This window comes from Arthrobacter sp. STN4 (assembly GCF_024539665.1).
Taxonomy (GTDB): domain Bacteria; phylum Actinomycetota; class Actinomycetes; order Actinomycetales; family Micrococcaceae; genus Specibacter.
The window spans coordinates 451894-465608 of sequence record NZ_JAKZGX010000001.1 but is presented as its reverse complement, the minus strand read 5'-3'; the positions used below and the strand labels follow the sequence as shown (position 1 = coordinate 465608).

9 protein-coding genes are annotated in these 13715 nt (G+C 70.4%); 4 read left to right on the top strand and 5 right to left on the bottom strand.

Annotated features, from left to right (window positions below):
• Positions 1–123: 123 nt before the first annotated feature.
• On the bottom strand, positions 124–705 hold the full coding sequence (locus MMF96_RS02180) for a hypothetical protein (protein ID WP_176616894.1): 582 nt from the start codon (positions 703–705) through the stop codon (positions 124–126).
• 234 nt (positions 706–939) lie between these two features.
• Here MMF96_RS02180 and MMF96_RS02175 point away from each other — a divergent pair, with 234 nt between their 5' ends.
• Positions 940–5742: an ATP-dependent helicase gene (locus tag MMF96_RS02175; protein WP_256882404.1), complete on the top strand. Its 4803-nt coding sequence runs from the start codon at positions 940–942 to the stop codon at positions 5740–5742.
• Positions 5735–6589 carry a DNA-formamidopyrimidine glycosylase family protein gene (locus tag MMF96_RS02170; protein WP_256882390.1) on the top strand — a complete coding sequence of 285 codons (855 nt, stop codon included), beginning with the start codon at positions 5735–5737 and terminating at the stop codon, positions 6587–6589. The genes MMF96_RS02175 and MMF96_RS02170 overlap by 8 nt, the downstream gene beginning before the upstream one ends.
• A 101-nt stretch (positions 6590–6690) precedes the next feature.
• Here MMF96_RS02170 and MMF96_RS02165 read toward each other — a convergent pair whose 3' ends face one another.
• Positions 6691–7860 carry an MFS transporter gene (locus MMF96_RS02165; RefSeq protein WP_256882389.1) on the bottom strand — a complete coding sequence of 390 codons (1170 nt, stop codon included), beginning with the start codon at positions 7858–7860 and terminating at the stop codon, positions 6691–6693.
• Between the two features lie 167 nt (positions 7861–8027).
• Here MMF96_RS02165 and MMF96_RS02160 point away from each other — a divergent pair, with 167 nt between their 5' ends.
• A complete protein-coding gene (locus MMF96_RS02160) occupies positions 8028–8957 on the top strand; it encodes a pseudouridine synthase (RefSeq protein WP_256882388.1) in 930 nt (309 codons plus the stop codon).
• Here MMF96_RS02160 and MMF96_RS02155 read toward each other — a convergent pair.
• From MMF96_RS02155 to MMF96_RS02145, 3 genes are all read right to left on the bottom strand, one after another.
• Positions 8954–9259, bottom strand: a complete 306-nt coding sequence (locus tag MMF96_RS02155) for a hypothetical protein (protein WP_256882387.1) — start codon at positions 9257–9259, stop codon at positions 8954–8956. The genes MMF96_RS02160 and MMF96_RS02155 overlap by 4 nt on opposite strands.
• Positions 9260–9311: 52 nt before the next feature.
• A complete protein-coding gene (ppc, locus tag MMF96_RS02150) occupies positions 9312–12119 on the bottom strand; it encodes a phosphoenolpyruvate carboxylase (RefSeq protein WP_256882386.1) in 2808 nt (935 codons plus the stop codon).
• 106 nt (positions 12120–12225) lie between these two features.
• Positions 12226–12783 (bottom strand): SRPBCC domain-containing protein, encoded by a 558-nt coding sequence (locus MMF96_RS02145; RefSeq protein ID WP_176616898.1) that lies wholly within the window; start codon positions 12781–12783, stop codon positions 12226–12228.
• 92 nt (positions 12784–12875) lie between these two features.
• Between MMF96_RS02145 and MMF96_RS02140 the strand changes: the two genes are divergently transcribed.
• Entirely contained in the window at positions 12876–13679 is an 804-nt protein-coding gene (locus MMF96_RS02140) for a DUF1684 domain-containing protein (protein ID WP_256882385.1), read from the top strand.
• The last annotated feature ends 36 nt before the right edge of the window (positions 13680–13715 follow it).

Here is a 13715-nt window from a genome sequence, read left to right as displayed (position 1 = left end):
CCGCCCGCGTCATCCAACGCCTGCTGGCCATGACCGCCGCGATCTGGCACAACGACCAAACCGGGCAAGCCATCCGCCGCTCACTCACCGCCTACGACCATTAACCAACTTGGAATTACTCATCTAGCGGCGTTCCCAAAAGTTCGGCGGGGCGTCGACGTCGAACTCCTCGAAACGGCCAATGAAGCCGGGGTCGCTGTCCTGGACTTCGCGGCGCCGCCCATGGCGCAGCACGAAGAGCCGGTTGGCGGCGAAGGCCAGGGCCGCCGCGGCCAGCAGCTGCAGTCCCCCGCCCCAGACGTCGGCATGGATGGCCAGGGCCAAAAAGCCCGTCAACACCACGCCGCCACCGGTGGTCACCAGCAGCCGGAGCCGTTCAAAGTAGCCATATGTCCCCACGGCGCCACCCAGCACCAGCCACGGTCCACAGCCGTGGAGGAACGGAACCAGCGCCAACAGCAGCACCCCGGCCAGGGTCCCGCCGGCCAGGTAGAGATAGTGCTTTCGGGGGGCAATCCACCACGACGGGTGCCGCCACAGCCAGGGGGCGGCGACACAGCCGGCCGGCACGATGCCCACGGCAAACACGCCCGGCACGGCCCCGTTGCCACTGAGGGCCACCATGCTCGCTGCCGCGCCGGCGAGAAACAGGATCGACAGGCAAAGAAGGGGAACCCAGTTGTTTCCCACATGTCGTGTCTGCACCGCGCCTTGCCTTCCCCACCCGGACCAAAACATTTTTATGGATGCTGGTCCGAGCGCCCGTGCGCGCCGTGGAACAGCAAGGGCAACCGTTGCCACTCCCACCGCTAGATTACAGCTCCGGAAGGACATTATTTGCCGCCAGGAGGGCGCCTGCGGGAATCGTTACCGTCTCGCGTCAATGTCACTGCCGTGGGGCATGATGGAGCCGTGAATGTATTTACCGACGGCGGCCCCATGGGCCGGTTCGCGGCGCCCACCCGCGAATGGTTTTTGGGTGCCTTCGGCGCCCCGACGCCCGCGCAATCCGGCGCCTGGGAGGCCATTGCCGGGGGGGCCCATTCGCTCGTCGTGGCCCCGACCGGTTCCGGCAAAACCCTCGCCGCATTTCTGTGGGCCCTGGACGGACTGGCTGCACGGGACGGCTCCACGACGGAAGGCACGGGGGTCTTGTACATCTCCCCGCTGAAGGCCCTGGGCGTGGACGTGGAACGCAACCTGCGCGCCCCGCTGATCGGCATTACCCAGACCGCCCGGCGCCTCGGCGTGGAGGCCCCGCACGCCACCGTCGGCGTGCGCTCCGGCGACACCCCCGCCAATGAACGGCGGCGCCTGCTCAGCCACCCGCCGGACATCCTGATCACCACCCCCGAATCGCTGTTTTTGATGCTCACGTCCAAGGCCCGGGAAACCCTGGCCGGCGTGCACACCGTCATCATCGACGAGGTCCACGCCGTGGCCGGCACCAAGCGCGGCGCCCACCTGGCCGTTTCCCTCGAGCGGCTCGACAACCTCCTGGACAGGCCGGCCCAGCGGATCGGCCTCTCGGCCACCGTCGAGCCGCGCGAGACCGTGGCCCGCTTCCTCGGCGGCAGCGCACCGGTGACCATTGTGGCCCCGCACGCCTCGAAGAACTGGAACCTGACCGTCACGGTGCCCGTGGAGGACATGACGGAGCTGCCCGCCCTGGCCGGCGCCCACGACCTCGGACCCGCCTCAGGCCTGCAGCCCAACGCGTCGATCTGGCCGCATGTGGAGGAAAAGATCGTCGACCATGTGCTGGCAAACAAGTCCACCATCGTCTTCGCCAACTCCCGCCGCCTCGCCGAACGGCTCACGGGGCGGCTGAACGAGATTTACGTGGAACGGCTGGAAAATACGCCGGACGGGCCGGAGGCCGGGCCTGACGGGACCTTCGCGCCGGGCGGGACCTTCGCGCCGGACATGCCGCAGGATTTCAACAAGCCCACTCAGCGGCCGGGCAAGCCCGTCTACCGGCTGCCGGCCGAAATGATGGCACAGGCCGGCGCCACGGGCGGGGCGCCGAACGTGCTCGCCAAGGCCCACCACGGCTCGGTGTCCAAGGAGCAGCGGGCCCTGATCGAGGACGCCCTCAAGTCCGGCCGGCTGCGCTGCGTCGTGGCGACCTCCAGCCTGGAGCTGGGCATCGACATGGGCGCCGTGGACCTGGTGATCCAGGTGGAGTCGCCGCCGTCGGTGGCCAGCGGGCTGCAGCGGGTGGGCCGCGCCGGGCACCAGGTGGGCGAGATCTCCCAGGGGGTCCTGTTCCCCAAGCACCGCGCGGACCTGCTGCATTCGGCCGTCACGGTGGAGCGCATGCTGGCCGGCCACATTGAACCGCTCTTCGTGCCGGCGAACCCGCTGGACATCCTGGCCCAGCAGACCGTGGCCGCCGCGGCCCTGGGCTCCATCGACGTGGACGACTGGTTCAGCACCGTCCGGCGCAGCGCCCCGTTTGCCGCACTTCCCCGCTCCGCCTACGACGCCACCCTGGACCTGCTGGCCGGGCGCTACCCGTCCGACGAATTTGCCGAACTTCGCCCCCGCATCGTCTGGGACCGCACGGCCGGCACCATCACCGGCCGGCCCGGCGCGCAGCGGCTGGCCGTCACGTCCGGCGGGACCATCCCGGACCGGGGGCTCTTCGGCGTGTTCATCGTCGGCTCGGACGAGGTCTCGACCAGCTCGACCACCGGGGGCCCAAGCCCAAGCGCGGCCAAGGGCGGGCGGCGCGTGGGCGAGCTCGACGAGGAAATGGTCTACGAATCCCGCGTGGGCGACGTCTTTGCCCTGGGCGCCACGAGCTGGAAGATCGAGGACATCACCTTTGACCGCGTGCTGGTCTCCCCCGCGTTCGGCCAGCCGGGCAAGCTGCCGTTCTGGAAGGGGGATTCGCTGGGCCGGCCGGTGGAGCTGGGGCGGGCGCTCGGAGCCTTCATCCGAGAACTCAGCGCCGCGCCCAAGGACAAGGCGCTGGAGCGGTGCCGGGCCACGGGTCTGGACGCCTGGGCCGCCAACAACCTGCTTGGCTACCTGGACGAGCAAAAGGCCGCCACCGCCGTCGTCCCCGACGACAAGACCCTCATGGTGGAGCGTTTCCATGACGAGCTCGGCGACTGGCGCGTGGTCCTCCACAGCCCCTTCGGCATGCCCGTCCACGCCCCGTGGGCCCTGGCGGTGGCCGCCCGGCTGCATGAACGCTACGGGCTGGACGGCTCGGCCATGGCCTCCGACGACGGCATTGTGCTGCGCGTGCCCCTCATGGAGGACGAACCGCCCGGCGCCGAGCTGTTCCTCTTTGAACCCGATGAGCTGGACGGCATTGTCACCGCGGAGGTGGGCGGCTCGGCCCTCTTTGCCAGCCGCTTCCGCGAGTGCGCGGCCCGTGCCCTGCTGCTGCCCCGGCAGACCCCGGGCAAGCGTTCGCCCCTGTGGCAGCAGCGCCAGCGCTCCGCCCAGCTGCTGGATGTGGCCCGGAAGTACCCGCAGTTTCCCATCGTGCTCGAAACCGTCCGTGAATGCCTCCAGGACGTCTACGACCTCCCCGCCTTGAAGGAAATCGCCGCCTCCATCGGGCGGCGCGAGCTGCGGATCGTGGAAACCACCACCCAGCAGCCGTCACCCTTTGCCCGGTCGCTGCTGTTCGGCTACGTGGCGTCGTTTTTGTACGAGGGCGATTCACCGCTGGCCGAGCGCCGTGCCGCCGCCCTGTCCCTGGATCCGGCCCTGCTGGACGAATTGCTGGGCCGGGCGGAGCTGCGCGAGCTCCTCGATCCGCAGGTCATCGCCGACACCGAGGCCGAGCTCCAGCGGCTCGCCCCGGACCGCCGCGCACGCGGCCTGGAGGGCGTGGCCGACCTGCTGCGCCTGCTCGGCCCGCTGTCCGTTGCGGAGGTGGCCGCCCGGCTGCTCCCCCAGCCCGGCCCACCCGCCGCCGGGGCCGGCACCGGGCCGGACGAAGCCGGGGCCGGGCACGTGGCCGCGGCGGCCGGGCACCTCGCGGAGCTGGTCGGGGCCAACCGGGCGCTGCGCGTCAATGTGGCGGGCGACGAACGCTTCGCCGCGATCGAGGACGCCGCCCGGCTGCGCGATGCCCTCGGCACCCCGCTGCCCATGGGCGTGCCGCTGGCCTTCATCGAACCCGTCGCCGATCCACTCGGCGACCTCCTGGGCCGCCATGCCCGCACGCACGGGCCCTTCACCGCCGCCGAGGTGGCGGCCCGGCTGGGACTGGGCATCGCCGTCGTGCATTCAGGCCTGGCCCGGCTGGCCGCTGACAAAAGGATCACCGAGGGCGAGTTTTTGCCCAACCGGGCTGAGGGCGGCGTTGCCGAGTGGTGCGACGTCGAAGTCCTGCGGCGCCTGCGCCGGCGCTCCCTTGCCGCCTTGCGCGCCGAGGTGGAACCGGTGGACGCCGCCACGTTCGGCCGGTTCCTGCCGGCGTGGCAGCACGTGTCCACGGCCTCCGGACCGCCGGCGCTGCGCGGCCTGGACGGGCTGCTGACGGTGGTGGACCAGCTGGCCGGCGTGCCCATTCCGGCGTCGGCGTGGGAGCCGCTGGTGCTGGCGCAGCGCGTGCCGGACTACCGCCCGGCCATGCTGGACGAGCTCACGGCCACGGGCGAGGTGGTGGTGTCCGGGGCCGGTGCGCTGGGCGGCAGCGACGGCTGGCTCAGCCTCCACGTGGCGGAGTCGGCCGAGCTCACGCTCAACCCCGTGGCCGACTTTGCCGAGTCGCCGCTGGCCGGCCGTCTCCTGTCCGGGCTGTCCGGCGGCGGCGCCTATTTCTTCCACCAGCTGCGCGAAATGGCGGCCGACGGCCCGGACGATGTTCCCGCCGACGACGAGCTGACGGCGGCCCTGTGGGAACTGTTTTGGGCCGGCCGGATCAGCAACGACACCTTCGCCCCCGTCCGCGCGCTGCTGGCGGGCGGCCACTCGGCGCACAGGCAGCGTCCGGCGCCGTCGCGGCTCCGCCCGGCCCGGTCCGGGCGCTACGGCCGGCTGCCAGGCCGGGCGGCGTCCGGGCAGCGCGGTGCGCCACCGCTGGGCGCCGGGCGGTGGAGCCTGCTGCCGGGGCCGTGGCAGGCCGGGCCCGATGCCCGGACGGGCGCTGCACAGACCACCCTGCGCAGCCATGCCCTGGCGGAGCTGTTCCTGGACCGCTACGGGGTGGTGACGCGCGGGTCCGTCATGGCGGCCGGGGTGCCCGGCGGATTCGGGCTGATGTACAAGGTGCTGGCCCGTTTGGAGGAAACCGGCACATGCCGGCGCGGCTATTTCATCGAACACCTTGGCGCGGCGCAGTTCGCGGTGCCCGCCACGGTGGATCGGCTGCGCGCGTTCAGCCAGGATGCCGCCGTCAATCCGCGCCCGCCCCAGGCCCTTGCGCTGGCCGCCACGGACCCCGCCAACCCCTACGGTGCGGCGCTGGCCTGGCCGCCGCTGGAATCGGGCCACCGGCCGGGCCGGAAGGCAGGGGCGCTGGTGGTGATGGTCGACGGCGCCCTGGTCCTGTACGTGGAGCGCGGCGGCAGGACGCTGCTGTGCTTCAGCGACGACGACGCCCGGGTGGCCCTGGCTGCCGGGGCCCTGGTGCAGGTGGTCAAGGGCGGCGGGGTGGACAGGCTGGCCATGGAAAAGGTCAACGGCGCCGGCATCCTGGACACGCCGCTGGCGGCAGCCCTGCTGGGGGCCGGGGCCTACAGCTCACCATCGGGGGTGCGGATCCGTGCCTGAGGGCGACACCGTCTGGCGGCAGGCCCGGGACCTCCATGCCGCCCTCGCCGGGCAGGTCCTCACAGGATGCGATTTCCGCGTGCCACAGCTTGCCACCGCGGATTTCTCCGGCCGCACGGTGCAGGACGTCCGCTCCCGCGGCAAGCATTTGCTGATGCGGCTGGCCGCAGGCGGCCCGGACCGCCCGGCCGCCGTGATCCATTCCCACCTGGCCCTGGAGGGCCACTGGGACATATACCCCGCAGGGAATGCTGCGGGCCAGCCGGCAGGCGGGCGGGCGGCCCGGTGGCGGCGCCCGGCCCATACCGCGCGGGCCGTCCTCACCACGGGGCGGGCAGTCGCCGTGGGTTTCTCCCTGGCCACCTTGGAAGTCCTCTCGGAGGAGGGCGCACGGGCCGCCGTCGGGCATTTGGGGCCCGACCTCCTGGGTCCGGACTGGGATGCGGAGGAAGCGCTGCGCAGGCTGCGGCAGGCTGGGGAGCTGCCCGTCGGGCTGGCGCTGCTGGACCAAAGGAACCTGGCCGGGATTGGCAACATCTACCGGAACGAGCTGTGCTTTCTGGGCGGCGTGCACCCGGAAACCCCCGTGTCCCTCGTGCCGGGGCTGCCGCGGATCGTGGAGCTGGCCCGGCGGCTGCTCGAGGCCAACAAGGACCGGCCCGTCCGCAGCACCACGGGCGGGCCGGCCCGGGGAGACGCCGCGCTGTGGGTCTACGGGCAGGCAGGAAGGCCCTGCAAGAGGTGCGGCTCCCTGGTCCGCCACGCAAAGATGGGCGACCCCGCCTTTCCCACACATGCCGCGCGGGACATTTACTGGTGCCCGCGGTGTCAGGCCGGCTTGGGCTGAGCTTCCCTTTTAAGGCGGGGGTGGTCGTTGCCATCCGTCCGTGATGGACCGGCAACGCCCGGCTGCCCTGCATCACCGGGAAGGGCGCCGCCTCAAGGCGTTCAACGGTCCGGCTGGGCTGCAGGATTGGTCAGCTGCGTGCTGGCCCTTTTTGCCGTGCGGGGGTCATGGAGGAACGCTGCCAACACCAGCGCGAGCGCGGGGAGGCCGATCAGCACGATGAGCACAAAGTGCAGGCTCGTCGCATCGGCCAAGGTGCCCAGGACCGGGTTGAACAGGCCGCCGACGGTGACCGCCAGGCCCACGGTGACGCCGCTGGCCGTGCCCACCCGGTTCGGCAGGTAGTTTTGCCCCAGGATGACAAAGACGCTGAACGGCACGAACACGCCAACGCCCGTCAACACAACAAAAATGAGTGCGACCTGCCAGTTGGGGGCCAGGACCAGGCCGCCCATGGCCGGGAGGCAGAAGGCGAAGCCGTAGCGGATGGAGACCAGGGGGCCGAAGCGGTCTGCCAGCCAGCCGCCCAGCAGCGTCCCGACTGCCCCCGAGGCCAGGAACACGGTCAGTGCCGCGCCGCCAACCACTTCGGAGGTGCCCAGTCCGTTGATGAAGTACAGGGCCAGGAATGAACTCAGCCCAAAAAAGATGATGGAGCGCACCACCACGACGGAGGTGAGCTTGAGGAATTCCGGCCAGTTGTCGCGGCCCTTGGGCATGGTGGAGGGGTGGCGGGCGCCCACCGGGCCGTCGAGCACCGGGGCCAGCCATTTCACCAGGACGGCGGCCATGGCGAGGGCCGGCAGGATCAGCAGCGCGGTGCCGCGCAGGCCCAGCCACAGCAGCACCGGCGTCGCCATGAGTGTGCCCAGCGCAAAACCGACGTTGCCGCCCAGGGCAAAAAGGCTCATGGCGCGGTTGCTGTCACCGGCGGCCCTGCGGGCCGCGCTGGCCGCGGAGGGGTGGAAGGCCGCGATGCCGATGCCGGAGATGGCAACCATCACCCAGGTCACGGCGTAGCCGGGGAACAGGCCCGCGGCACCCACGCCCAGTGCCGCCGTCGTCATGCCCGCGGGAATGAGCCAGCGGCGCGGCTTGCGGTCGGTCCACACGCCAAAGGCGGGCTGGACCACGGAGGACAGCATGGTTGCCGCCAGCGTCAGCCCGGCCACCGCCGCGTAACTGTAGTGCCGCTCAGAGACGAAGAAGGGCAGCATGGCCGGCACCACGCCCTGGTAAAGGTCGTCGACCAGGTGGGCCGAAGCCATCATGCCAATGCCCCGCCGATTCACCAAACAATCCCATCCACGCATACCGGCCGCAAAATCGGCGCCACAGGGTGCGCCGGCCGTCAATGTCGACCTTACCCCCGGGACGGCAGTGGCCGGGGACAGTTGTGGTCCGGGCGTTCAGGAACGCTCGGTACCCTTGAAGGGTGATGAAATCCCCCCTTCCCGTGCGCAACGGCGTCAATGCCACCCGCATGCGCATGCCGGAGGAGGGCCCGTGGGCCACCGCCATGGAATACGTGCTGGACAAGTTCAACCACGTTGACCCGGCGGGAATCGTGGACCGATTTGTCCGCGGCGAGGTGAAGGCGCTTGGCGGCGAGGTGGTCACGCCCTCCACCCCCCTGAACGAGCACGTGTTCATCTGGTACTACCGCGAGCTGCCCGTGGAAAAGCGGCTGCCCGTGGAGCTGTCCATCCTGCACCAGGACGAAAACCTGGTGGTGGTGGACAAGCCGCACTTCCTGCCGACGACGCCCGGCGGCATGTACGTGCAGGAATCGGCGCTGGTCCGCCTGCGCGTGCTGCTGGACCTGCCCGAGCTGGTGCCGATCCACCGCCTGGACCGCATGACGGCGGGTGTGCTGCTGTTCTCCGCCAACCCGGAGACCCGCGGCAAATACCAGCTGTTGTTTGAAAAACGGCGCATCCAAAAGACCTACCGGGCCGCGGCACCCGTCCGCCCGGAACTGGAATTTCCCCTCGTGGTGCGCAGCCGGATGATGAAGTCGCGCACCTATCTGCTGGCCCAGGAAGTGCCCGGGGAGCCCAACGCGGAAACCCGGATCGAGCTGTTGGACACCCGCCAGGATCCCGCCACCGGCACGCTGCTGGGCCTCTACAACCTGGCGCCGCACACGGGCAAGACCCACCAGCTGCGCGTCCACCTGGCCTCGCAGGGCATCGGCATCCTCAACGACCCTTTCTACCCCGTCCTGCACGAGCAGGCGCCCGACGACTACGCAAGGCCGCTGCAGCTGCTGGCCCACAGCATTTCCTTCACCGACCCGCTCACGGGAGAGCCGACGTCGTACGCCTCCCGGCTGCGCCTCTCCGCCTTCCCCGATGGGGTGGGCTAGATCGGGAGCCACTTTCCGGCGGAGCGGCGGAAGGCACGCAGGGCACCCGTGGTGGCCACGGTGTTGACCCCGTGCCCCAGCGAGGCCACGGCGTCTCGCGCCAGGCGGTTCTCGGCGTCGTACTCGCTGGCATCCACCATGAAACGCACCGTGATGCGCGGGACCCCGGCGACGACGTCGAGCTGGTTGGCCTCCACGACATGGCGGGAGGCCACGACCGCCACGGCCGTGTCCATGACCTCCTCCGGGGCATGGCCGGGGCGCAGGCCGGTGATCTGGACGGTGGCGCGGAAGGATGGCATGGATCCAGCCTATGTGGGCCGGGCTGCGAGCAAAAATGCCGGCGGGCGGGGCCTACCCCGTGTTCCGCAGGCCGGCGGCGACCCCGTTGATGGTGATGAGCATGGCCCGCTGCAGGCGCTCATCCACCTCCGTTTTGCTGATGGCCGCTTCCCGGACCCTGCGCAGCAGCTCCACCTGGAGGTAGGAAATGGGGTCCAGGTACTGGTCGCGCACGCTGAGTGAGCGCTGGAGCAGCGGCTGCCGCTCCAGCAGTTCACCCTCGCCCGTGAGCCGCCGGATTTCCGCCACGGTCAGCTCATATTCGGCCCGGATGGTGGTAAACAGGTGCGCCAGCGGCTCGGGGACCAGGGTGCGCACGTAATGCGCGGCGATCTCCATGTCAGTCTTCGCGAGGGTCATTTCCACGTTGGAGATGGTGGAGGAGAAGAAGTGCCAGTGCTCCAGCATCTCGGCCAGTTCCGCTTCATGGCCGGCCTCGCGGGCGGCCTTGAGGCCCGAGCCCACGCCAAACCAGCCGGGCACGATCTGCCGCGACTGAGTCCAGCCAAACACCCACGGGATGGCGCGCAGCCCGCCCAGACCTGACCCTGAGTCGGGCCGCTTGGACGGGCGGGAGCCGATGTTCAGGCTGCCCAGCTGCTCCACCGGGGTGGAGGCCAGGAAGTAGGCCGGGAGGTCGTCGTCGTCAATCAGGGTTCGGTAGCTGGCGAAGGCGGCGTCGGAGACAATTTCCATGACCGCCCCGAAGCGGACCAGGTCGTCCTCGGTGTGGCGCGGCGCCTGGTGCAGGGCGGAGGCCTGCATGACGGCGGCCAGGGACAGCTCCAGGTTTTCACGCGCCAGCTCGGGCAGCGAGTACTTGTCGGAGATGACCTCGCCCTGCTCGGTGAACTTGATGGCGCCTTCAAGCACGCCGTTGGGCTGGGCCAGGATGGCGTCATAGGTGGGCCCGCCGCCGCGGCCCACGGAGCCGCCGCGCCCGTGGAACATGCGCACGTTCACACCGTGCTTGACTGCGACGTCGCGCAGCTTCCGCTGGGTCTTGTGGATCTCCCACTGGCTGGTCATGACGCCGGATTCCTTGTTGGAGTCGGAGTAGCCGAGCATGATTTCCTGCACGTCCCCGCGCAGCCGGACCAGTTCGCGGTAGGAGGGGTCGGAGAGGAGTTCGTCCACGATTTCGGCGGAGGCGCGCAATTCCTCCACGGTCTCCAGCAGCGGGGCGAAGCCGATCTTTGCGTAGCGGGTGTCGCCGGTGAGCTGGACCAGCCCGGCCTCGCGGGCCAGCACGGCCGGGGCCAGGACGTCGTCCGCACCGCGGGTCATGGAAATGATGTAGCTTTCGATCACGTCGGGCCCGTAGGTGCGCAGGGCGCGGCGCACCACCCGGAAGACGTCGTACGTGCCGTCCGCGGCGCCGTCGAGCCTGATCGGGTGGCCGGAGAGCGGGCGGTGGCTGGCAAGTTCTGCGCCAAGCACAGCCATCCGCCCGGCCCGGTCCAGCTCCGCGTACGGCACGGCCAGTTCGCCCACGCGGTCCATGAGCTGGCCGACGGCGTCATGGTGGTGGTCCGCGTGCTCCCGGATGTCCAGCGTAGCCAGGTGCAGGCCGAAGGAGGCGACGGCGCGGCGCACCGTGGCCAGGGCGCCGTCGGCCACCAGGGTGGCCGAGTTGTTGCGCAGCGACGTGTCCAGCAGGGCCAGGTCCGCCAGCAGGCCCGCGGTGTCCGCGTAGTCGCGGCCGGGCTCGTGGTAGGCGTCCGCGGCGGCCCGCTTGCGGGTGTTGAGCAGCTTGGCCTTGATGCAGGTGAGCTTGAGGCGGTACGGTTCCTCGGCGTTGAGCTCGAGCACGCGCGGGTCGAGCCCGGGCAGCTTCGCGAGGTCTTCGGCGATGGAGTCGGTCAGCTCGGGGGAAGCGCCGTAAAGCGAGCTGGAGTTGGAGAGGATGGAGAGCAGCCCGTCGACCATGGCGATGCTGATTTTTACGGCGTTGGCGTTTTGCAGGACCAGCACCTCGCGGGTGACGTCCGGGGTGACGTTGGGGTTGCCGTCCCGGTCGCCGCCGATCCAGGAGCCGAACCGCAGCGGCGCGGCGTCCTCGGGCAGCCGCACGCCGTGCCTGCCAAGCAGCCCGCTGAGCTCGGCCAGGACCTCGGGCATGGCGTCCGTGAGGATGTTGCGCAGGTAGTAGATGGCGTTGCGGGCCTCGTCCATCGGCGTGGGGCGGACCCTGCGGAGCTCGTCCGTCTGCCACATCTGGTCGATAATCTCCGCCAGCTTGCGGTCCTGGCGGCTGCGGGCGCTGCTGCCTTCCTCTGACGGCGTGGCCAGGATGTCGGAGAGCTTGCGCACCTTGTCCAGCACGGAGCGCCGGGACGCCTCGGTGGGGTGGGCGGTGAAAACGGGGCGGACGTCGAGTTCGTCGACCACCCTTTGCAGCGCCCCGGCACCTGCCTTCCCGGCGATCTCGGTGACGGTCCGGGCCAGCCAGCCGTCGTCCTCGGCGCGGGTGCGCAGGCTGCGGACCCGGTGGACCTGCTCCGCGGCGTTGGCCAGGTGGAAGTAAAACGCAAAGGCACGCACCAGCTCGGTTGCCTGCTCAAGGGGCAGGGAGGCGAGGACCTCGCGGACCTGCTCGGCGACGTCGTTCGCACTCCACGGCCCGGTGCCCGTTTCCCCGCGCGCGGCCTCCTTGGACTCCTTGGTCAGCAGCCGCACCTGCTCCACCATGGCCAGCAGTTCCGGGCCGTGCTGGCGCACCAGCGACTCGCCCAGCAGCGTGCTGACGCGGCGGACGTCGCGGCGAAGGTCGGTGTCCTCGGCCGGGTCGGCAGGCGTGTTCGGCAGTTCAGGGCTCATGGGTCAACGTCCTTACGGTTTGTGGTTCCGGGGTGCTCGCATGCAACGTTGGATACGTGGGCCTGATGGATACTACGTTGCGGCCGCGCGCAGCCGCCAGTTGGCCTCAACCCCTGGACGCCGTGTAGGCGGCGTGGACATCCTCCCAGCAGGGGAAGAAGTCGTCCCACCAGTGCTGCCAGTCCACGGCCCTGCCGTCCAGCGCCTCGGCCAGGTGGTCCAGGTGGACGTGCCAGCCGGCCAGCGACATCAGGATCACTTCCTCCGGCACGGAAATGACGTTGGTGAAAACCAGCCGTGTGCCGGTGCCGGTTGCCGTGAGGTCGGCACGGATGGTCCCGTGCATGGCGTTGCTGATCTCCAGGGCCTCCGGCTCCCGGGCCTCCACCACGCGCCCGTTCCACCAGTCCGTCTCGATGCCGTGGCCCTCGTCCTTGACGTTGAGCCACTTGAGGTCGAAGGAGGAGCCGGTCCGGGCCCGGCCGCGCACCCGGCACCACCACATTTCCGTCTTGGCCGGGTCCGTCAGCATCGCCCAGACCTCCTCCGGCGCGGCCGCGTAGTCGCGGGTGAGCGTCAGTTTGACGTGGTCCCCGTCCAGGGTTTCCACTGTCCCCGGGGCAAAGCGGGCCATGTCCTTGTTCAGGTGGTTGTTCGATCCCATGCCCCCATTGTTCCACCGCGGCGGCCCGGAATAGCGGCCACCCCGCCCCCGTTGTGCCTACTGTGAAATTGTCCATGCCCGACAGGAGCACCATGACCACGCAAGCCCCGGAACTGACCCGCCTGACCGAGCGCTGGGACCGCTTCCGTGCCGGCCGCAACACCGCGCTGGCCGCCGAACACGGCTGGCTGACGCTCACCTCCTTCCAGTGGCTGCCCGCGGAGCCCGCCGCCCTGGAGGGCATCCCCGGCCTGTGGGGCTCCGACGGCACGACGGCGTCCCTCACCGCCGCCGCCGGCGACGGCCTCACGCTGGTGGAAGGCGGCGCCGCCGTGGCCGGAACCATCACGGCCGCCCTGGCCGACGAGGAATCCCTCCTGTGGGTCCGGTTCGGCTCCGTGGTGGTGGAACTGGGCATGCGCGCCAACCGCTACATGGTCCGCACCCGCGACGCCCGCTCCCCCGTCCTGACGCAGTTCACGGGCGTGCCGGTCTTTGGCTACAACCCCGGCCTGGTGGTCACGGGCACTTTTGAACCGTATGCAGAGCCCCGCTCCGTTGACATTGCGACGGCGAACCCGGAGGTGCCGGGCGTGGCCGTGCTGGTGGGCGAGGTGGTGTTTGCGCTCAACGGGACAAGCCACCGGCTCGCCGCGGAGCAGGGCCGGCTCGGCTCGCTGCTGGTCACCTTCCTTGATGACACCAACAACGTCACCAGCGCCCACTGGCGCAAGCTGGAACTGGCCCGCCCGCGCCCGGACGGCACCGTGGTGGTGGACTTCAACCGCGCCATCAACTACCCCAGCGCGTTCACCGACTACGGCACCTGCCCCGCGCCCGTTGCAGGCAACCGCATCAACGCCCCCATCGAGGCCGGCGAGCGCAGCCCGCGGTAGGGGCGCCCGGGGCTCCCGCGGGCGGGGCGGCCCGCA